Source organism: Actinokineospora terrae, assembly GCF_900111175.1.
GTDB classification, from domain to species: Bacteria; Actinomycetota; Actinomycetes; order Mycobacteriales; family Pseudonocardiaceae; genus Actinokineospora; species Actinokineospora terrae.
Genome location: NZ_FOGI01000001.1, coordinates 591,168 through 610,970 on the forward strand (window position 1 = coordinate 591,168; position 19,803 = coordinate 610,970).

The 19,803-nt window shown below is 70.6% G+C and carries 17 protein-coding genes; 16 read left to right on the forward strand and 1 reads right to left on the reverse strand.

The window, feature by feature from the left end; translation table 11 throughout:
• Positions 1 to 2 precede the first annotated feature (2 nt).
• The 10 genes from BMY07_RS02335 to BMY07_RS02380 all read left to right on the forward strand — a co-directional run bounded on the left by BMY07_RS02335 (position 3) and on the right by BMY07_RS02380 (position 9,589).
• Positions 3 to 806, forward strand: coding sequence for a siderophore-interacting protein (locus tag BMY07_RS02335; protein ID WP_092774699.1), 804 nt, complete (start codon positions 3 to 5; stop codon positions 804 to 806).
• A complete protein-coding gene (locus BMY07_RS02340; protein WP_092774700.1) occupies positions 803 to 1,606 on the forward strand; it encodes an ABC transporter ATP-binding protein in 804 nt (267 codons plus the stop codon). Before BMY07_RS02335 ends, BMY07_RS02340 begins: the two co-directional genes overlap by 4 nt.
• A 213-nt stretch (positions 1,607 to 1,819) precedes the next feature.
• Positions 1,820 to 2,629 (forward strand): 2,3-dihydro-2,3-dihydroxybenzoate dehydrogenase, encoded by an 810-nt coding sequence (locus tag BMY07_RS02345; RefSeq protein WP_092774701.1) that lies wholly within the window; start codon positions 1,820 to 1,822, stop codon positions 2,627 to 2,629.
• A gap of 68 nt (positions 2,630 to 2,697) precedes the next feature.
• Positions 2,698 to 3,822: an isochorismate synthase gene (locus BMY07_RS02350; protein WP_245782145.1), complete on the forward strand. Its 1,125-nt coding sequence runs from the start codon at positions 2,698 to 2,700 to the stop codon at positions 3,820 to 3,822.
• The gene (locus BMY07_RS02355; RefSeq protein WP_092774703.1) at positions 3,819 to 5,402 is read left to right on the forward strand and encodes a (2,3-dihydroxybenzoyl)adenylate synthase; all 1,584 of its coding nucleotides are present in this window, start codon (positions 3,819 to 3,821) and stop codon (positions 5,400 to 5,402) included. The genes BMY07_RS02350 and BMY07_RS02355 overlap by 4 nt, the downstream gene beginning before the upstream one ends.
• 2 nt (positions 5,403 to 5,404) lie before the next feature.
• On the forward strand, positions 5,405 to 6,046 hold the full coding sequence (locus BMY07_RS02360; RefSeq protein WP_177215389.1) for an isochorismatase family protein: 642 nt from the start codon (positions 5,405 to 5,407) through the stop codon (positions 6,044 to 6,046).
• Positions 6,043 to 6,255, forward strand: a complete 213-nt coding sequence (locus BMY07_RS02365; protein ID WP_092774704.1) for a phosphopantetheine-binding protein — start codon at positions 6,043 to 6,045, stop codon at positions 6,253 to 6,255. Before BMY07_RS02360 ends, BMY07_RS02365 begins: the two co-directional genes overlap by 4 nt.
• 49 nt (positions 6,256 to 6,304) lie before the next feature.
• Complete coding sequence (locus tag BMY07_RS02370) at positions 6,305 to 7,243, forward strand: HNH endonuclease signature motif containing protein (protein WP_177215390.1); 939 nt, start codon at positions 6,305 to 6,307, stop codon at positions 7,241 to 7,243.
• A gap of 90 nt (positions 7,244 to 7,333) precedes the next feature.
• Positions 7,334 to 7,804, forward strand: a complete 471-nt coding sequence (locus BMY07_RS02375; protein ID WP_092774706.1) for an RICIN domain-containing protein — start codon at positions 7,334 to 7,336, stop codon at positions 7,802 to 7,804.
• Between the two features lie 1,089 nt (positions 7,805 to 8,893).
• Complete coding sequence (locus BMY07_RS02380; RefSeq protein WP_143073309.1) at positions 8,894 to 9,589, forward strand: hypothetical protein; 696 nt, start codon at positions 8,894 to 8,896, stop codon at positions 9,587 to 9,589.
• 19 nt (positions 9,590 to 9,608) lie between these two features.
• Here BMY07_RS02380 and BMY07_RS02385 read toward each other — a convergent pair whose 3' ends face one another.
• Entirely contained in the window at positions 9,609 to 10,526 is a 918-nt protein-coding gene (locus BMY07_RS02385) for a TauD/TfdA dioxygenase family protein (RefSeq protein ID WP_281245021.1), read from the reverse strand.
• Positions 10,527 to 10,842: 316 nt separating this feature from the next.
• On the opposite strand from BMY07_RS02385, the gene BMY07_RS02390 reads away from it, so the two are divergent.
• Genes BMY07_RS02390 through BMY07_RS02415 form a run of 6 tightly spaced genes read left to right on the forward strand, consistent with a single transcriptional unit; the run spans position 10,843 to position 19,355 of the window.
• Positions 10,843 to 12,042, forward strand: a complete 1,200-nt coding sequence (locus BMY07_RS02390; protein ID WP_092774709.1) for an ROK family transcriptional regulator — start codon at positions 10,843 to 10,845, stop codon at positions 12,040 to 12,042.
• Between the two features lie 35 nt (positions 12,043 to 12,077).
• The gene (locus BMY07_RS02395) at positions 12,078 to 13,646 is read left to right on the forward strand and encodes an ABC transporter substrate-binding protein (protein WP_092774710.1); all 1,569 of its coding nucleotides are present in this window, start codon (positions 12,078 to 12,080) and stop codon (positions 13,644 to 13,646) included.
• The gene (locus BMY07_RS02400) at positions 13,643 to 14,602 is read left to right on the forward strand and encodes an ABC transporter permease (protein ID WP_092774711.1); all 960 of its coding nucleotides are present in this window, start codon (positions 13,643 to 13,645) and stop codon (positions 14,600 to 14,602) included. The genes BMY07_RS02395 and BMY07_RS02400 overlap by 4 nt, the downstream gene beginning before the upstream one ends.
• Positions 14,599 to 15,453 carry an ABC transporter permease gene (locus tag BMY07_RS02405; protein ID WP_092774712.1) on the forward strand — a complete coding sequence of 285 codons (855 nt, stop codon included), beginning with the start codon at positions 14,599 to 14,601 and terminating at the stop codon, positions 15,451 to 15,453. The genes BMY07_RS02400 and BMY07_RS02405 overlap by 4 nt, the downstream gene beginning before the upstream one ends.
• A 16-nt stretch (positions 15,454 to 15,469) precedes the next feature.
• On the forward strand, positions 15,470 to 17,785 hold the full coding sequence (locus tag BMY07_RS02410) for an arylsulfatase (protein ID WP_092774713.1): 2,316 nt from the start codon (positions 15,470 to 15,472) through the stop codon (positions 17,783 to 17,785).
• Positions 17,772 to 19,355 (forward strand): dipeptide ABC transporter ATP-binding protein, encoded by a 1,584-nt coding sequence (locus BMY07_RS02415; protein WP_092774714.1) that lies wholly within the window; start codon positions 17,772 to 17,774, stop codon positions 19,353 to 19,355. The genes BMY07_RS02410 and BMY07_RS02415 overlap by 14 nt, the downstream gene beginning before the upstream one ends.
• The last annotated feature ends 448 nt before the right edge of the window (positions 19,356 to 19,803 follow it).

Below are 19,803 nucleotides of genomic sequence, written 5' to 3' on the forward strand. Positions count from 1 at the left end.
ACATGACCGCATACCGCGCGACGGTCCGCAGCACCGTCGCGATCACCCCGCTCATGCGGCGGGTGACCCTGGGCGGGGACGCGTTGCGCGACTACGAGGGCAGTGGGCTGCCGGATGAGTCGTGCCGGATCGCCTTCCCCGGTGACCTCACCCGAAATTACACGATCCGGCGCAGGAAACCGACCACCGCCGAGATCGACATCGACTTCGTCCTGCACGACGGCGGGATCGCGTCCGACTGGGCCGCCACTGTCGAACCGGGCGCGGAGATCACGATCAGCGGTGCCCCGGCGGGCAAGTACCACCCGGCGCCGGACGTCCCGTGGCGACTGCTCGTCGGCGACGCGACCGCGCTGCCCGCGATCGGCCGTGCGGTGGAAGAACTCCCGACGGGCGCGGTGGCGCACGTCGTGGCGATCGTGGACAACCAGGACGAGCGGCAGACCTTCGACACCAGCGGTGACGTGACCATCGAATGGGTGTACGCCCGTTCGAGCGATGCAGGCGAGGCCTTGCGCCGCGCGGTCTGCGACCGCGAACTGCCAGAGGGGCCCGGGTACATCTGGGTCGCGGGCGAGGCCGCGGCGACCCGTGACGTCCGCCGCCACCTGCGCCACACCCTCGGGCTGCCCGCCGACCGCTACGACACCATCGGCTACTGGCGCTTCGACGCCGAGCGGTGGGAACAGCGCTACCAGCAGGTTTGCGCGGTCATCGACCCCAAGCTGGCCGCGGCCGACGCGATCGCCGACGACGAGCAGTACTTCGACGCTGTGGACGACATCTACGCGGAGGTCGGACTGTGAACCGCTTGCACGCCGAGGAACTGACCCTCGCCTACGAGAACCGTGTAGTAGCAAGCGATCTGGGAGTCGCCATCCCGGACGATTCCTTCACGGTCATCGTCGGCCCTAACGCCTGCGGTAAGTCCACCCTCCTCAAGGCGTTCGCGCGGGTACTGAAGCCGAGCAAGGGCGCGGTCTACTTGGACGGAGAGGTCATCGCTTCCTACCGCTCCAAGGAAGTCGCGCGCAGGCTAGGCCTTTTGCCGCAAACCTCGATCGCACCCAGTGGAATCACAGTCGGCGATTTGGTCGCACGCGGCCGTTATCCCCATCAAGGCCTCTTGCGCCAGTGGTCCGCCGACGACGAGGCAGTGGTCACGGAGGTGATGGAGCGCACGGGCGTCGCGGATCTCTCCGGCCGCATGGTCGACGAGCTCTCCGGTGGACAGCGGCAGCGGGTCTGGCTCGCTATGGTCCTCGCCCAGCGCACCTCGCTGCTGCTGCTCGACGAGCCCACCACGTTCCTCGACATCGCCCACCAGGTCGAGGTGCTCGACCTGTGCGCGGAGCTGCACGAGCGCGACGGGTACACGCTGGTCGCGGTGCTGCACGACCTCAACCAGGCCTGCCGCTACGCCACCCACATGATCGCGCTGAGCCCCGGCGGCGTCGTCGCCGCGCAGGGACACCCGGCCGAGATCATCACCGCCGAGCTGGTCGGCGACGTGTTCGGCCTGCGCTGCCGGGTGGTCGACGACCCGGAGACCGGCACCCCGATGGTCGTGCCGCTGGCCAGGGTCCGCCAGCCGGTGTCCACCTAGGACCCGCAGGCGGGTTGTTCGGCGCGCGACGATGGCCACACCGGCTTGACCGGCCTCTGCCGGAAAAAGGTAAGTTAGGCTAACCTAAATGACGCGGGTGATCACATCACCTGATGATCGTCCGCGTGGTCCGCGTCATCGCCGCCGCAAGGGGTCCGCCATGGCACACCGCGCCTCAGCCGTCCCGGCACCGTTACCCCGGGGGGCCTCCTGATGCCCAGCAACACCACGACCGCTGACCCCGGCCCGGGTCGGTTCACCGGCAAGACCGCCCTGGTCACCGGGGCGGGTCAGGGCATCGGCGCCGCCGTGGTCGCCGCGCTGGCCGCCGAGGGCGCCGCCGTCGCCGCCGTCGACCTCGACCGGGTCCGGGTCGACGCCACCGCCACCGAGCACCGCGCGGCGGGCGCCCACGTCCGCGCCTACCCCGTGGACGTCTCGCACAGCGACGCCGTCGAGCGGGCCGTCGAGCAGGTCGAGGGCGACCTGGGCCCGATCGACGTCCTGGTCAACGTCGCGGGTGTCCTGCGCGCGGGCACGGTGGTCAAGTCGACCGACGAGGACTGGCTGAGCACCTTCGCGGTCAACTCCGACGGCGTCTTCTTCGCCTCCCGCGCGGTCGCCCGCCGGATGGTCCCCCGCTCGTCCGGCGTGATCATCACCGTCGGCTCCAACGCCGCGGGCGTGCCCAGGATGCAGATGGCCGCCTACGCCGCGTCCAAGGCCGCCGCCACCATGTTCACCCGCTGCCTCGGCCTGGAACTGGCCCAGCACGGCATCCGCTGCAACGTGGTCTCGCCCGGCTCGACCGACACCGCCATGCAGCGCGCGCTGTGGACCGGCGACGGCGCCCGCCGGGTGATCGAGGGCACCCCGGAGTCCTTCCGGGTCGGCATCCCGCTCGGCCGCATCGCCGACGCCGCCGACATCGCCGACGCCGTGCTGTTCCTGGCCTCGGACCAGGCGCGGCACATCACCATGCAGAACCTCTACGTCGACGGCGGCGCGACCCTGGTCGGCTGAGGTGTCCACTCCGGACACCAGCGGAGTTGGCGATGAACGAGTGGACACCGATCAGAACGGAGCAGTCTGTGCCTGCCCTGGGAACCCTCCCCGTCGAGGCCCGACCCGAGGACCTGCCCGCCGCCTACCGGCCGGGCGCGTTCCTGTTCACCTCACCGGCGGGCGTGCTGCTGGCCGAGGGGGAGCGCGCCGTGCTCACCTCCCCGGTCGAGGCGGCAGGCGCGCTCGGTGACGACGAGATCGTCGTCGGCGCGATCCCGTTCGACCCGGCCGCGCCCAGCCGCCTGGTGGTCCCCGAGGTGGTGCGCCGCTCCGGGCCGCTGCCCGCCGCCGCCCGGCAGGCGCCCAGGGTGTCCGCGCGCTGGCTGGCCCAGCACACCGACGCCGACGCCTACCGCACCGGGGTGCGGCGCGCGCTGGAGCTGATGGAGTCCGGCGCGCTGAGCAAGGTCGTGCTCGCCCGCAGGCTCGACCTGGTGGCCGCCGAGCCGGTCGACGTGCTCGACCTGGTCCGCGCGCTGGCCGCCCGCGACCCGCGCGGGCACACCTTCGCCGCCGACCTCGGCGACCGCACCCTGCTGGGCACCAGCCCGGAGCTGCTGATCCGCCGCACCGGCAGCGTCGTCTCGTCCAACCCGCTGGCCGGGTCCCGCCCGCGCGCGGAGGACCCGGTGCTCGACGGCCGCAACGCCACCGCGCTGCTGTCCTCGGCCAAGGACCGCCGCGAGCACGCCGTCGTGGTCACCGCCGTGGCCGACGCGCTCGCCCCGCACTGCAAGCAGCTGACCGTGCCCAGCGAGCCGGAGCTGCTGCCGACCCGGTCCATGTGGCACCTGTCGACGCAGGTCACCGGCGTGCTGGCCGATCCGGACACGACGGTGCTGGAGCTGGCGACCGCGCTGCACCCGACGCCTGCGGTCTGCGGCGCGCCCACGGTGGCCGCGCGCCGGGTGATCGGCGAGCTCGAACCGTTCGACCGCGGCTTCTACACCGGCGTGGTGGGCTGGTCGGACGCGCGCGGCGACGGCGAGTGGGTCGTCACCATTCGCTGCGGCGAGGTGCGCGGCGCGACCCTGCGGCTGTTCGCGGGCGCGGGCCTGGTGCTCGGGTCCGACCCGGAGGCCGAGCTGGCCGAGACCGGCGCGAAGCTGCGGACCCTGCTCGGCGCGCTCGGCGTGGAGGAGTCGGCGTGAGCGACTGGGTGCCCTACCCGGAGGACCTCGCCGCCCGGTACCGCGAACGCGGTTACTGGACGGGGGAGACCTTCGGCGCCTTCCTGGCCGATCGGGCCGCCGAGTTCGCCGACCAGGTCGCGGTTGTCGACGACCGGCAGCGGTGGACCTATCGGGAGCTCGACGAGCGGGCTACCCGGATGGCGCACGGGTTCGTGGCGCGGGGGATCGCGCGTGGCGACCGGGTCGTGGTGCAGCTGCCCAACGTCGCCGAGTTCTTCTCCGTCGTCTTCGGACTGTTCCGCGCAGGCGCCGTTCCGGTGTTCGCGTTGCCGCCGCACCGGTTCAGCGAGATCTCCTACTTCTGCTCGCACACCGAGGCCGTGGCGTACGTCATCGCGGACCGGTTCGGCGGGTTCGACTACCGGACGCTGGCCGAGCAGGTCGGTGTGCGGCAGGTGTTCGTGCTCGGCGACCCGGGTCAGCACACCGCACTCGCTGACGTGCCGGTCGATCCGACCGGTGAACTGCCCACTGTGGACTCTGGGGACCTGGCTTTCCTCCAGCTGTCCGGTGGAAGCACGGGTGTGCCGAAGTTGATCCCGCGCATCCACGACGATTACCTCTACAGCGTCAGGGAAAGCGCCGAGATCTGCGGACTTGGGCCGTCGTCGGTGTACCTGGTCGCACTGCCGGTCGCGCACAACTTCCCGATGAGCTCGCCGGGGGTGCTCGGGGCCCTGCACGCCGGGTCGCGGATCGTGCTGGCGTCGGCGCCGAGCCCGGACGTCGCGTTCGGACTGATCCAGCGGGAACGGGTGACGATCACCGGGGTCGTGCCGCCGGTCGCCCTGCTGTGGCTGACCGCCGCGGCCACCCGGCCCGAGGACCTGTCCAGCCTGGAGGTGCTGCAGGTGGGCGGGGCCAAGTTCGCCGAGGAGGCCGCGCGGCGGGTCGGGCCGGAGCTGGGGTGCGCGCTGCAGCAGGTGTTCGGCATGGCCGAGGGCCTGGTCAACTACACCCGCTTCGACGACCCGGACGACCTGGTGGCCATCTCCCAGGGGCGCCCGATCTCCCCGGACGACGAACTGCTGGTGGTCGACGAGGACGACCGGCCGGTCGAGCCGGGCGAGGTGGGGCACCTGCTGACCCGCGGGCCGTACACGATCCGCGGCTACTACCGGGCCGAGGAGCACAACCGGGTCGCGTTCACCGACGGCTACTACCGCACCGGCGACCTGGTGCGGCTGCTGCCCTCGGGCCACCTGGTCGTCGAGGGCCGCGCCAAGGACCAGATCAACCGCGGTGGCGAGAAGGTCGCCGCAGAAGAGGTGGAGAACCACTTGATCGCGCACCCCGCGGTGCACGACGCGGCCCTCGTCGCGGTGCCCGACTCGTTCCTCGGCGAGCGGACCTGCGCGTTCGTCGTCGCCACCGCCGAGGTCACCGGTCCCCAGCTGCGCGCGTTCCTGCGCGAGCGCGGCCTGGCCGCGTACAAGATCCCCGACCGCGTCGAGTTCGTCGACGAGTTCCCGCACACCGGCGTCGGCAAGACCAGCCGCCGCGACCTGCGGGCCCTGCTCGCCGCCAGGGAGGCCTGACCGTGGGACTGCCCGCCATCGCGCCGTACCCGATGCCGACCGAGCCGGAACTGCCCAAGAACCGGGTCGAGTGGACGCCGGACCCGGACCGCGCCGTGCTGCTGGTGCACGACATGCAGAACCACTTCCTGCGCGCGTTCCCATCCGGCGCGCAGCCGGTGCTCGACCTGGTCGCGAACCTGCGCGAGCTGCGCGAGGTGTGCAGGCGGCTGGGGGTGCCGGTCGTGTTCTCGGCGCAGCCCGGCGGCCAGACCGCCCAGCAGCGCGGCCTGCAGCTGGACATGTGGGGCCGCGGCATCGGCACCGACCCGGTCGACGAGCAGATCATCGCCGACCTGCGCCCGGGCGGCAGCGACCAGCTGATGACCAAGTGGCGCTACAACGCCTTCCACCGCACCGAGCTGACCGCGCTCATGGGCGACCGCGACCAGCTCATCGTCACCGGCGTCTACGCCCACATCGGCTGCCTGATGACCGCCACCGACGCCTTCATGCGCGACATCCAGTCCTTCCTGGTCGCCGACGCGGTCGCCGACTTCTCCGCCGAGGACCACGCCATGGCCCTGCGCTACGCCGCCACCCGCTGCGCCACCACCCTGACGACGTCCCGACTCATCACCCACCTCACCCAGGGCAGGCCATGACCCCCGACGACATCCGCACCCAGGTAGCCGCCCTCCTCGAAGTCCCCCCCACCACCATCGCCGACGACGACAACCTCCTCGACCACGGCCTCGACTCCATCCGCGTCATGACCCTCCTCGAGTCCTGGCGCACCACCGGCACCGACCTGGCCTTCGCCGACCTCGCCGAAACCCCCACCATCGCCGCCTGGTCCACCCTGGTCCGATAGCTCCGGGTGATCACGTCACACGAACGAGATCATCGACGATGACACGGTCGTGGAGATCGCTGGGGAGAACCCGACCGCGTGGCTGGTCATCGCCGCGGGTGACGACCGCGAGCACGCGGGCAACGACGGCTACGACGACGCACCGTCGCAGCACTACAGCTGGGACAGCACGGTCGCCAACCGGGAAGGTCCGCAGCAGGGCCACGTCATCGTGCTGCGCAACACCAAGGTCCTGCTGGGCGTCTCGGTGATCGACCGGGTCGACAAGGACACCGCGGACAAGCTGCGCCACCGGTGCCCCGCGTGCTCGCGGGCGAACTTCAAGCAACGCAAGGAGCTGCTGCCCCGGTACGTCTGCTCGAGCTGCAAGCACGAGTTCGACGAGCCGGAGTCGCGGTTGGAGCAGGTGACCACCTATCGCACGGACCACGCCGCGTCGTGGACCGACCTGCACGGTGTGTTGACCAAGCAGCAGCTCCGCGACCTGTGCTTCAGCACCGGCTCGCAGCTGAGCATCCGCCCCTTCCGCTACGACGCGTTCCGGGCGCTGCTCGGCGAGCGGTCCGACCTGCCGCAGCTCGGCTTGGTCGAGGCGAGGGTCCGGGCGATCGCCGGTGGGCACCGGCGGGCCTTCGTGCGGGTGCGCAACGGGCAGGGCGCCTTCCGGGCCCGACTGCTCAAGGAGTACGGCGATGTCTGCGCGTTCACCGGCCCCACGCCGCGGGAGGCGCTGGAGGCGGCCCACCTCTACAGCTTCGCCGAGGACGGCGAGCACCGCGACGAGGGCGGCCTGCTCCTGCGCCGCGACGTGCACGGCCTGTTCGACCGCGGGTACCTGGCGGTCGAACCCGGCGGACTGACCATCGACGTGGTCGACGCGCTGCACGGCTACGAGGCGTACCAGGCCCTCCACGGCGCTGTGCTGCAGGTCGAGCTGACCGCCCAGCAGCAGGACTGGGTCAGGGCCCACTGGGCCGCGCACCGCTGACCACCACTCGATCGGGTGGCCTGTCCGGTGCTGGCGGGCCAGGGGCGGCAGTGTCCTGAGTGGACCAGTGGTGTGGCTCAGGAGGCTCAGATGCGTGCGGTGGTGCTGGCGGTCGGGATGCTGGTGTTGAGCCCTGCGGTGGCGGCGGCCGAGGCGGCGGAGGGGGAGGTGTGGGTGCGGTCGGTGGCGACCGACCAGTGCCTGACCCGGCCGGAGGTGCCGGGGGTGGTGTTCGGCGACGCGTGCGCGCCGCTGGACCGGCAGGGGTGGCAGTTGACGGAGCACGAGGACCGGAGCGTGGCGATCACGGCCGCCGGGACGGACCTGTGCCTGGCGCACACCGACCTGGACGTCATCACCAAGGCCTGCGACGAACTGGACGAGCCGCAGGCCTGGACCCTGGAGGAACAGGACGGCGGCTTCTGGATCCAGGCCACCAAGGACGACGCGGGCGTGCGGTGGTGCCTGTGGCACGCGGACGAGGGCCCGTACGTAGGACTCCAACCGTGCGACGGGTCGGTCGCGGGAGAACGCTGGCAACTCCCCGTCTTCGGCGGCTGACCCCACTTGGACCGGGGCGTCGACACTCTCGGCGTCCCGGCTTGTGAGGTTGCGTGTGCTCGTGGCTTTGGTGGGCAGGGGCTTGCGGTGCCGGGAAGGTTCGCCGCGTTGCTGCTCCGCTCGGCAGGTTCCAAGGGGTCGAGGGTGGCTGGGCCTGCGAATCCTCATTGACGAGGCCCGGATTCTTCACCCGGTTCAGCGACAGAAGTTATCCACATCTGGATCTTGTCGGGGCTGGTTTCAAGATCGCCTGTCGGGGGGTGCCGATAGACTGGCACTGGGACGCCCCCCGGAGAGGGTGGGGGCTGGGGCAGGACTGGCGTGTGCGCGCGAAGCCGGTGGTTCGGCGTAGGAGCCCTGGTGTGGATTAAGGCTCCTGGTGTGGGGTTAGGGCCCTAGCGTGGGGTCAGTGCCTCGGTGCAGGTCGGAGTCCCGGTGTGGACGAGGGGCTCGGTGTGGGGTGAGAGTCTCCGTGCGGGTGAGGTCTCAGTCTCGGTGCGGACGAGGGCCTCGTCGTGGGCTCGGAGTCTCGTTGCAGGTGAGAGCTTCGTGGTGAGGTCAGAGGGTTGGCGTGGGTGAGAGCCTCGTTATAAGTCAGAGTCCTGGTGCTGGCGAGGGGCTCGGTGTGAGGTGAGAGTCTCGGTGTCGAGCAAGAATCCTGACGTGGGGCTCAAGTCTTTGGGGTGGGTGGGAATACGGGGCGGTAAGAGTTTCGGGGGTGGCGACCTAATAGGGCTCGTCAGGTTGGGGGGCTGTTGACCGGGCTGGGAGGCTGGGGGGATGAGGCCTGGGGTGGGGGAGTGGTTGGCTGTTCGGCGGTTTCGGGGGGCGGAGTCGCGGGGGTTGGCGCGGGTGGCTCTTGGGTTGTATGGGGCGGAGCGGGTGGGGGTGGTGTTGGCGCGGGAGGGGTGGTTGCTTGAGGAGCCGGTTGGGTTGGACCGGGTGAGGACTGTGCTCACGGATGTGCCTGCCCCGGGGCCGCCTGAAGTAGTGGAGCATGTTTTGCCGCCGGGGTACGACACCTACACGCAAGCCATTGGTGACCTGGCGCGGCCTCGGCTATTCGAGGATCGGCCGTGTTATCGGCTTGTGGATGCCAATGGCGTCCTGACCTACGGCATGACCACGTACTTCCAGGCGCTTGACGTTCGGGAGGCGTTGGCGCATGAGTTCGCGGCGGCGGCGCTCAAGGGGGAGCCGACCTGGGATGATCTGCCGCTCAGGCGGTCCACAACCGATCTGCCCATGGCGGCGGGGGTGCTGACCCTCACGCTCTCCAGAGACGGCCATTTCCTTGCCCACCAAAGAGATGGCAGAGCCGTGGCCGACGCGGGTGGCAACATCACCGCCGTACCAGCGGGCACCTTCCAGCCCACGAGCGACCACACCGCGGCGCACGACTTCGACCTCTGGCGCACCATCATGCGCGAGTACGCCGAAGAACTCCTCGGCTACCCCGAACGCCGCGGCACCATCGACTACGACAACGACGAGCCCTTCGCCACCCTCGACAAAGCCAGGCAAGACAACAGGATCCAGCTCTACTACTACGGCACCACAATGGACCCACTGACCCTGGGCGTCAGCCACCTCACCGTAGCCGTACTGGACGAGCTACCCCAGGACATCGCGACCACCAACGACGAAGGCAGAGTCCTCAAAGGAATCCCCTTCACCGAACAAGCTATTGCCGAGCTGGAACCCAGACTTTCCCTGGGAACCCTGCACCTGCTCCGGCGAGCCCACCTGGACCGCGAACGCCTGCTGGCCCCAGGTCCACAATAGACCCAGGGCCGGCGGCAGCTCACACAGCGGAGAAGTGCGACGCGTCCCCCGTGCGCACCGCGCTCGGCGTCCCGTCGATGCTGACCGGGACGTCCCCGGCAAGGGTGATGCGGTGCAGGCGGCGGGCCTGGTCGTCGTAGTCGGCGATGGCGTAGTGCTGGGTGGCGCGGTTGTCCCAGATGGCGACGTCGCCGTCCTGCCAGTGCCAGCGGACGGTGTTCTCCAGCCGGGTGACCCTGGCCTGCAGGAGCTGGAACAGCGCCTGCGACTCGACCGAGGTCACGCCGATGAGCCGCTTGACGAAGTGGCCGAGCAGCAGCGAGCGCTCGCCGGTCTCCGGGTGCACGCGGACCACCGGGTGCTCGGTCTCGTACAGGTCTGACTGGAACTCCGAGCGGTACTGCTCGGTCTTGACGTCCACGCCGCCGATGCGCAGCTCGTCGATGTTGGCCGCGTAGTCGTAAGCGTTGGTGTGCACCGCCCACAGACCGTCCACAAGCGCCTTGAGCGACAGCGGCAGCGCCTCGTACGCGGCGACGGTGTTGGCCCACACCGTGTTCCCGCCGTACGGCGGCAGGTGCACCGCGCGCAGGATGCTCACCGACGGGATCCGGTCGACGAACGTCACGTCGGTGTGCCAGCTGTTGGCCTTGCCGTACTCCGAGTCGATCGGCAGCACGTTCGGGTTCTTCACCGCGCGCACCGTCGGGTGCGCCAGGGTCACCTCGCCCAGCAGCGAGCCGAACGCCAGCTGACCCTCGTCGTCGAGGTGGTCCTGGCCGCGGAAGAAGATGACCTTGTTGGCCAGCAGCGCGGCGCGGACCGCGGCGACCGCGGCCTCGGACAGGTCACCGCCGAGCCGCACGCCGTCGATGCGCGCGCCGATGTTCGAACCGAGCTTGACGACCGACACCCCGGTCTGCACGGACTGGCTCACGGTAGGGGTTCCTTTCTGCTGCGGATGCCGCGACCGCGGCGAGAGGCGGGCTGCCCCGCACGCCGAACCTACGAACGCCACCGGCGCGCCAACAAGTTTCCGGAAAGCACTGAAATTAAGTGGGCACCACCGGTTCCATATCCCGGACGCCGTTGACATCCCCTGTGGACAAACGGATTCTTCCCTGGTGCGCCGCTGCCGTTGACCACTTGCGCCTGCCCGCCACCGCCTGCCGGGCCGGTTCGTCTCCACCTGAGTTCTTTACCCGCGCGAACAAAAGCGGGTCGACCCCACCTGCCTGAGAGGGAACCCACCCGTGCCCGAGTCCCCGCGCCGACCCAGCGTGCGCGCGGCCAACGCCGCCGCGGTGTTGGCCGTGATCCGCCGCGAGGGCCCGCTCTCCCGCGCCGCCATCGGCGAGCACACCGGGTTGAGCATGCCCACGGTCAGCAGGCAGGTCGGGGTGCTCATCGAGCTGGGCCTGCTGCGCGAGTTCCCCGAGCTGGTGCCGGTCGGCGCGATCGGCCGCCCCAGGGTGCCCATCCACCTCGACGACACCACCTTCGCCGCCTGCGGGGTGCACATCGGCGTGAGCACCACCACCTACGGCCTGGCCGACCTGCGCGGCACCCTGCTCGACTCCGAGGAGATCCCCACCCCGCAGGGCAGCGCCGAGGACGCCCTCGCGCACATCGCGGGCAAGGTCCGCGCGTTCCTGCGCCGCTGGCCGCGCCGCCGGGTGGTCGGCATCGGCCTGGCCAGCGGTGGCCTGGTCGACACCGAGCGCGGGGTGCTCGACCACGACCGCCTCGGCTGGCACCGGGTGCCCGCCGCCGACCTGCTGCGCCGCGCCACCGGTTACCCCGTGCACCTGGACGGCCACGTCACCGCCATGGCCAACGCCGAACTGCTCTTCGGCTGGGGGCCGCGGGTGTCGAGCCTGCTGTACTTCTACGCCCGCGAGGTCGTCGGCATCGCGCTGTCGGTCGACGGCGTGCTGCACCGCGGCCCCGGCGGGGGCGGCAGCATCGCCCACCTGCCCATCGGCGGCGACACCCGCTGCCCGTGCGGGTCCACCGGCTGCCTGGAGGCCACCGTCGCCGACCGCACCGTCGCCGACCGGGCGGTGGCCGCGGGCATCGTCCCCGAACCCGACATCCGCCTCGTGCGCGCCGCCGCCACCGCGGGCGACCCCACCGCCAACGCCCTGCTCGCCGACCGCGCCGCCGCACTCGGCCGGGCCGTCGGCCTGCTGCGCGACGCCCTCAACCCCGACCGCGTCGTCCTCGGCGGCCAGGCCATCACCGACCCCGCCGAGCGGCTGCCCGACCTGCTGCGCGCCTTCGCCACCACCACGACCCTGCCCGGCACCGACATCGTGTCCGTCACCAGGTTCGGCCCCACGCTCCAGGCCACCGCCGCGTGCACCGGCCTGCTCAACCGCCTGTTCGACCACCCGCTCGACCTGCTCGACCAGGCCCCCACCGCCGACCGGTCCCCGGTCGGCGCCCCCTGACCCCGACCCCGGACCGCAAGAGAGGCCCCACCCCGATGAACGCTCCGTCCAGACGCCAGACGCTCAAGGCCATCGCGGCCGCCGCGCTGCTGCTCGCCGCGACCGCCTGCCAGTCGGCCGTGGACGCGCAGACCAGCTCCGCGGGCACCTCCGCCGCCCCGAAGCCGGGCGGGGTGGCCGAGATCGGCGTCGCACTCGACCTGGTGCCCGCCAACCTGTTCACCAACAGCAACGTCTCCATCACCACCGTCGTCGGGCTGGTCTACGACACCCTCGTCCGCTACGACAACAAGACCCTGGAGCCCAAGCCGCGGGTCGCCACCGAGTGGAAGCAGACCGACGGCGGCAAGACGGTCACCCTCAAGCTGCGCAAGGACGTCAAGTACCACACCGGCCGCACGCTCACCTCCGCCGACGTGAAGTTCGCGCTGGCCAACTACGCCGACGCCAAGTGGAACGGCCAACTCCTCTCCACCGCCAAGACCATCACCGCCGTGGAGACCCCGGCCGCCGACGAGGTCGTGCTGCGCCTGGAGCACCCGGTCAGCAACCTGTTCGACCTGCTCGACACCGTCCCGCTGGTCGACTCCGAGACCGCCGCCGACATCGCCACCGGCAAGAAGTTCGTCGGCACCGGCGCCTTCAAGTTCGACTCGTGGCGGCCCAACACCGACCTCACCTTCAGCAAGAACCCCGACTACTGGGGCGGCGCGCCCTACCTCGACGGCGTGCACGTGCGGGTCATCCCCGACGCCCAGTCGCTGGCCGCCGCCGCGAAGTCCGGCCAGGTGCAGCTCGCCCGCGCGGTCGGCTACCGCGACGCCGAGTCCCTCGCCGCCACCCCCGGCATCAAGGTCACCTCGCTGGAGGGCGCCGAGCTGCAGGCCTACGTCGGCCTCAACGTCACCGCGCCGGGGCTCGAGGACCCGAAGGTCCGCCAGGCCATCGCCTACGCGCTGGACAAGGAGCGGATCATCAAGGAGGTCTTCCGGGACAAGGGCTACCCGACGTCGCTGCCGTGGCCGCGCACCAGCCCGGCCTACGACCAAGAGCTCGACGGCCGCTACAAGCGCGACGTCACCAAGGCCAAGGCGCTGATCGCCGAGTCCGGCAAGCAGCTGCCGGAGATCCCGCTGTCCTACGTCGGCAACGACGGCGTCTACACCGCGATCGCCCAGATCATCCAGAACAACCTCGCCGAGGTGGGCATCAAGGTCGCCCTCACCCCGGTCGACTCCACCCAGTTCGTCAAGCAGCTCATCGGCGCCCAGTTCCCCGGCCTGTGGACGACCAACCACTCGTGGGCGCAGTTCTCGCCCTCGACGCTGACCGTCAGCGCCTACCCGTTCAACGCCCGCCGCAACGCCTCCAAGTACAGCTCGCCCGCCTACACCGCCGCCGCGGAGAAGGCGTGGACGCTGGCGTCGGCGACCGGCCCCGAGGCCACCGCCGCCTACAAGGAGCTGTCCACCCAGCTGCTCGACGGCGCGTTCCTCGCCGAGATCGGCGTGGTGTTCGAGCTGGCGGCCACCCGCGACACCCTGCACGGGCTCGACTGGTCGCGCAGGCGGGAGCTGGACCTGTCCAAGGCGTTCCTGGCATGACCCGGTACCTGCTGCGCCGCGCGCCGTCGGCGCTGGTCGTGCTCTGGCTCGCCTCGGTGCTGATCTTCCTGGTCATCCGGGCGATCCCGGGTGACGCGGCCGCGGCGCTGGCAGGTCCGGACGCCTCCCCGGAGGCCATCGCCGCCATCCGGCACGACCTCGGGCTCGACCTGCCGGTGCTCACCCAGTACCTGCGCTGGCTCGGCGGGCTCTTCAGCGGGGACCTCGGCCGCTCGTACCTGGTCGGTGGCGACATCGCCGACCTGGTGGCCGAGGGCTTCTCGAACACGCTGACCCTCACCCTGGCCGCGCTGGTGGTCGCGGTGCTGGTGGCCCTGCTGCTCGGCCCGATCTGGGCGGCGACCACCAACCGCTGGGTCGACCGGGCGCTCACCGGGTTCCACACCGCCGCGGTGGCGCTGCCCCCGTTCGTCACCGGCGTGGTGCTGATCATCGTGTTCGGGGTGTTCTTCCGGCTGCTGCCCACCGGCGGCGTCCCGCCCAAGGGCATGTTCGACCGGCTCGACATCACCGCCCAGTACCTGGTGCTGCCCGCGGTGTGCCTGGCGCTGCCGGTGGCCGGGGTGCTCACCGGGTTCCTCGCCGAGACGCTGCGCTCCGAACTGCGGCAGGACTACGTGACCACGGTCCGCGCGGCCGGGGTCAAGCGGCGCGAGGTCGTCGTGCGGCACGCCATGCGCGGCGCGCTGCCGGTGGCCATCACCACCCTCGGCCTGCAGACCGGCGCCCTGCTCGGCGGCGCCGTCCTGGTCGAGTCGATCTTCTCCTGGCCCGGGCTCGGCCTGCTGATCGAGCAGGGCATCACCCGCCGCGACTACCCGGTCGTGCAGGTGCTGCTGATGCTGTCGGTCACGGTGTTCGTGCTGGTCCAGCTGCTCACCGACGTCGTACACGCCTACCTGGACCCGCGGGTCCGGCTGGGAGCGCAGGCATGACCGCCACCCTGGAGACCCCGGAGCCGGTCGAGGTCGCCGTCCCGGACCGGCCGAGGACCTTCCTGCGCGGCAAGGGCCTGGTCGGGCTGGTGCTGGTCGGCCTGGTGATCTTCGCCGGGCTGCTCGGGCCGCTGCTGGTCTCGTGGGACCCGTACGAGCAGATCCCCGGCGCCAACCTGCTCGGCCCCACCGCCGGGCACCCGCTGGGCACCGACGACCTCAACCGCGACATCCTCGCCCGCCTGCTCACCGGCATCCGGGTGGACGTGCTGATCGCGTTCACCGCGGTGCCGATCGGTGCGCTGGTCGGCTGCGCGGTCGGGGCGCTGGCCACGGTCAACAACGTGCTCGACGTCGCGGTGCAGCGGCTCTTCGACGTGCTGCTGGCCTTCCCGCAGCTGATCCTGGCCATCGGGCTGGCCGCGGTGATCGGGCCGGGCACCACCTCGGTGGTCATCGTGATCGTCTGCGTCGAGATCCCGGTGTTCGGGCGGCTGCTGCGCGCGGCGGTGCTGCGGGTGCGGGAGGCGCAGTTCGTCACCGCGTCCGAGGTGATCGGCGCGGGCAAAGCCCACGTGTTGCGTCACCACGTGTTGCCGAACTCGCTGGAACCGATCCTGGTCCAGTTGGCACTGTCGCTGTCGGTCGCGGTGTTCATCGAGGGCGCCATGAGCGTGCTCGGCATCGGCGTGAGCCCACCGCACCCGTCCATCGGCTCGGTGCTGACGACCTCGTTGCGCTACCTCGATCTCAACCCGCTCTTCGCCATCGGACCCCTAGCGGTGACAGCCGTGCTCGTGCTGGGCTTCCAGCTGATCGCCCAGGCCGCGAACGCCGCACGCGGCGCCTGACCCGAAGGACCAGACCATGACCCCATCCCTGCCAGCTGACCCGAACGAACCCGCCCTCCCGCCCAACGCGCGCGGGTACGAGGGCTTCACCGGCCGCGTCGGCCGGGTCTTCGCCGAGTCGCGCCCGGGGTGGCCCGTCGAGCGGCGCGCCAAGGGGCCCAACATCGTCGTCGTCCTCGTCGACGACCTCGGGTACGCCGACATCGGCCCGTTCGGCGGCGAGATCGCCACCCCCGCGCTGGACGCGCTCGCCGCCGGTGGCCTGCGGCTGACCAACTACCACACGACACCGCTGTGCTCGCCCTCGCGCGCGGCGCTGCTCACCGGGCTCAACCCGCACCGCGCCGGATTCGCGTTCCCGGCCAACTCCGACCCCGGCTACCCGGCGTACTCGTTCCAGCTGCCCGACAACGCGCCGTCGCTGGCCGAGTCGCTGCGCGCCGCCGGGTACGCCACCTTCGCCATCGGCAAGTGGCACCTGAGCAGGGACGCGGCCAGCCACGACGCCGCCGACCGGTCGTCGTGGCCGCTGCAGCGCGGGTTCGACCGGTACTTCGGCAGCCTGGAGGGCCTGACCAACCTGCACCACCCGCACCGGCTGGTCTGGGACAACAGCCCGTACGACGGCGACTTCCCCGAGGGCTACTACCTCACCGACGACCTCACCGACCGCGCCACCAGGATGATCGACACCCTGCGCGCGAACGACCCGGACAAGCCGTTCTTCCTCTACTTCGCCCACCACGCCATGCACGGACCGTTGGGCGCCAAGGACTCCGACCTCCAGCGCTACCGCGGCCGCTACGCCGAGGGCTGGGACGCGATCCGCGAGAAGCGCTTCGCCAAGCAGCTCGCCGAGGGCCTGTTCCCCGCGGGCACCGTGCTGCCGCCGCGCAACAGCGAGCCCGGCAAGGACGTGCCGCCGTGGGACGAGCTGTCGGTGGAGCAGCAGGAGCTGTTCGCCCGGTACATGGAGGTCTACGCCGCGTCACTGGACAATGTGGACCAGAGCGTCGGCCGGATCGTGGAGACCCTGCGCAAGCACGGGGAACTGGACAACACGATCATCGTCTTCACCTCCGACAACGGCGCCACGGCCGAGGGCGGGCCGGAGGGGACGCGCAGCTACTTCAGCCAGTTCGTGCACGTGCCCGGTGTGCCGTCCACCTGGGAGCGCGACGTCGCCCGCGAGCTCGACCTGCTGGGCGGCCCGCAGACGACCATCCACTACCCGCGCGGGTGGGCGCAGGCGTCGAACACGCCGTTCCGGCTCTACAAGTTCGACACGTACGCCGGTGGGGTTCGCACGCCGTTCATCGTGCACTGGCCCGCCGGCCTGGACGCTGGCCTGCGGCACCAGTACGTGTACGTGACGGACGTGACGCCGACCCTGCTGGAGCTGGCCGGGGTGTCTCGGTTGGACGCTCGGCACGGGGTGGCGTCGGCCGAGGAAGACGGGGTCAGCGCGGTTCCGGTGTTGCGTGACTCGGCTGCTGAGAGTCCACACACGACTCAGTACACGGAGACCGGCGGCAACCGCGGGTACTACGCCGACGGGTGGAAGATCGTCACCCGGCACGTCCCGGGGAAGCCGTACGACGACAGCGAGTGGGAGCTGTACCACGTCGCCACGGACCCCACGGAGACGACGAACGTGGCCGCCGAGCACCCGGAGAAGCTGGCCGAACTGGCGGCGGCGTGGGAGAGCGCGGCCTGGAACAACACCGTCTTCCCGCTCAACGACTACGGCCCGGCCAACAACCTCCGCCGTCCCGCCGACGACCGCCTGGAGCAGCCGGTCACGCTGTACCCGGGGACGCCGTTGCTGGAGCGGTACCGGTCGGCGCAGTTGGTGCAGTTCAGGGACTTCGTCGTCGAGGCCGCTGTGGACGGTGACGGCCGGGGCGTGCTCTTCGCGCACGGTGACCAGGGTGGCGGCTATGTCGTGTACGTCGAGGACGGGGCCGCGCACCTGAGCTACAACGCTTACGGCGTCGTGCACCGGTCGGGGGCCGTGCCGCTGGGGGAGGGGTTGGTTCGGTTGTCAGCCAAGGCCTTGCCGGACTTCCAGTGGTCGTTCGTGCTGGACACGGGTGCTGGGTCGGCCGAGGTCGGTCCTGTCGCCCAGCTGATCGGCCTCGCCCCGTTCACCGGCATCAGCGTTGGTGCTGACCGGGGCGGTCCGGTGGACTGGGACCTGCACGAGCGCGCGGGGACGTTCCCCTACAGCGGGACCCTGCGGCACGTCCGGTACGAGCCGGGCCCGCAGGCCGACTACGACCCCAAGCTCATCGCACGTCTCTGGGCGGAGGCCGAACGTGTCTACGACTGATGTGTTGACTGTGGAGGGTCTCCGGATCTCCTTCGGCGCGGTGCAGGCGGTGCGCGGCATCGACTTCACCGTCGGCGAAGGGGAGATCCTGGCGCTGGTGGGGGAGTCCGGTTCGGGCAAGTCGGTGACGGCGCGCGCTGTGCTGGGTTTGTTGCCGGGGAAGGCTTCTGTCAGCGGAAGCGCGCGGCTCGGGGATCAGGAGTTGGTCGGCGCGGACGAGGAAGGTCTGCGGCAGGTGCGGGGCAGGCAGGTCGCGATGGTGTTCCAGGAGCCCGCGACGGCGTTGAACCCCGTGCACACCGTGGGGTGGCAGATCGCCGCCGTCCTGCGCGCGCACCAGCCGCTGTCCAAGGCCCAGGCTCTCAAGGAAGCCGTGCGGCTGCTGGACCTGGTCGGCATCCCCGATCCCGGCACGCGGGTCGGGTACTACCCGCACCAACTGTCCGGCGGCCAGAAGCAACGCGTCGTCATCGCCCTGGCACTGGCCAACAGCCCCCGGCTGATCATCGCCGACGAGCCGACCACCGCGCTCGACGTGACGGTCCAGGCGGAGATCCTGGACCTGCTCCGGGACCTGCGCGACCGGCTGGGCACCGCGATCCTGCTCATCACGCACAACATGGGCGTGGTCGCCGACCTCGCGGACCGGGTGGCGGTGATGCACCAGGGCACCCTCGTCGAACAGGCCCCGGTCGAGGACCTGTTCGCCCGCCCCACACGCGCCTACACCCGCGAACTCCTGGCCGCGGTCCCCCGACTGGGACATCGAGCGCCTGCTGCCGTTCCGGCGGCCGAGCTGGCACTTGAACTGAACCAGGTTGTGGTGCGGTACAAGGACTTCGTAGCCGTCGACGGCGTCGACCTCCGCGTCGGCCAAGGCGAGGTCGTCGGCCTGGTAGGCGAGTCGGGCTCAGGCAAATCAACCCTCGGCAAGGTCGCTGCTGGCCTACTGCGCCCCTCGTCTGGCACAGCCACGGTCCTTGGTGGCGACCCCGCCACTGCTCGCCGTCACATTGGCTTCGTGTTTCAAGACCCCGGTGGTTCTCTGAATCCCCGAATGTCCATTGAGGACTGCGTCGGCGAACCCCTGCGCGTGCACAAGGTTGCTCGCGGTGCGGACTATCGCGCCCGAGTGGCTGCGCTGCTGGAGTCTGTCCGCCTTCCCGCTGCATATGCTGGGCGTCGGCCTCGTGAGCTTTCTGGAGGGCAACGTCAGCGTGTCGGCATCGCGCGGGCGTTGGCTTTGGGGCCGTCGCTCTTGATCGCTGACGAGCCTACTAGTGCGTTGGATGTGTCTGTTCAGGCTACGGTGCTTGAGTTGCTTACGGGCCTTCAGCGGGAACTGGGGTTCGCTTGCCTGTTCATCAGTCATGACTTGGCTGTGGTGGACAGTTTGGCGCACCGGGTGTCGGTTTTGCATCGGGGGAGGGTGGTGGAGGAGGGGCCTCATCATGAGGTTCTTCGGACTCCTGCTGCTGACTACACGCGGAGGTTGGTTGCGGCTGTGCCGGTGCCGGATCCGGTGGAGCAGCGCGTGCGGCGGGAGGGGCAGGTCGCTCCGGTGGGGTGAGGGCTGGTGCGGGCGGTTTGATCTTGGGCTGGGGTAGTCCGGCTCTCGGTCTCGCCTGCGGCGTCGACGATCAACGCCTCGCCTTCGGCATTGGCCGGGGGCGCGAGAAAGCGAAGAGCTCGATGGGGCGAACTTGTTTTGTGCGGGGCCCCTACGACACCCGGGCAGAACCACAAAGCAGGGGCCCACAAGCAGGCCCTGCCACGGTGAGCGACGCTACGGGTGCCGTCCCCCCACACAAAACAAGTCCACCCCATCGAGCCGGCCTGGCACCAGCGACTCCGAGGAGCGTTGTTCGGCCAACGTTGTTCGGGGCGCGTGGTCGGCCAACGTCTGTGAGGGCCGGGTGGTTGGCCAACGTTGTAGAGGGGCGCTTGTCGGCCAACGCCTCAGAGGGGCGTGTTGGGGCCAACGTCTGTATGGGCCGGGTGGTTGGCCAACGTTGCTG

What these genes read in the sequence shown, in the direction of transcription:
- BMY07_RS02335 (WP_092774699.1), top strand. Translation starts at nt 3, where the DNA reads ATGACCGCATACCGCGCGACGGTCCGCAGCACCGTCGCGATCACCCCG.
- BMY07_RS02345 (WP_092774701.1), top strand. Translation starts at nt 1,820, where the DNA reads ATGCCCAGCAACACCACGACCGCTGACCCCGGCCCGGGTCGGTTCACC.
- BMY07_RS02365 (WP_092774704.1), top strand. Translation starts at nt 6,043, where the DNA reads ATGACCCCCGACGACATCCGCACCCAGGTAGCCGCCCTCCTCGAAGTC.
- BMY07_RS02375 (WP_092774706.1), top strand. Translation starts at nt 7,334, where the DNA reads ATGCGTGCGGTGGTGCTGGCGGTCGGGATGCTGGTGTTGAGCCCTGCG.
- BMY07_RS02395 (WP_092774710.1), top strand. Translation starts at nt 12,078, where the DNA reads ATGAACGCTCCGTCCAGACGCCAGACGCTCAAGGCCATCGCGGCCGCC.
- BMY07_RS02400 (WP_092774711.1), top strand. Translation starts at nt 13,643, where the DNA reads ATGACCCGGTACCTGCTGCGCCGCGCGCCGTCGGCGCTGGTCGTGCTC.
- BMY07_RS02405 (WP_092774712.1), top strand. Translation starts at nt 14,599, where the DNA reads ATGACCGCCACCCTGGAGACCCCGGAGCCGGTCGAGGTCGCCGTCCCG.
- BMY07_RS02410 (WP_092774713.1), top strand. Translation starts at nt 15,470, where the DNA reads ATGACCCCATCCCTGCCAGCTGACCCGAACGAACCCGCCCTCCCGCCC.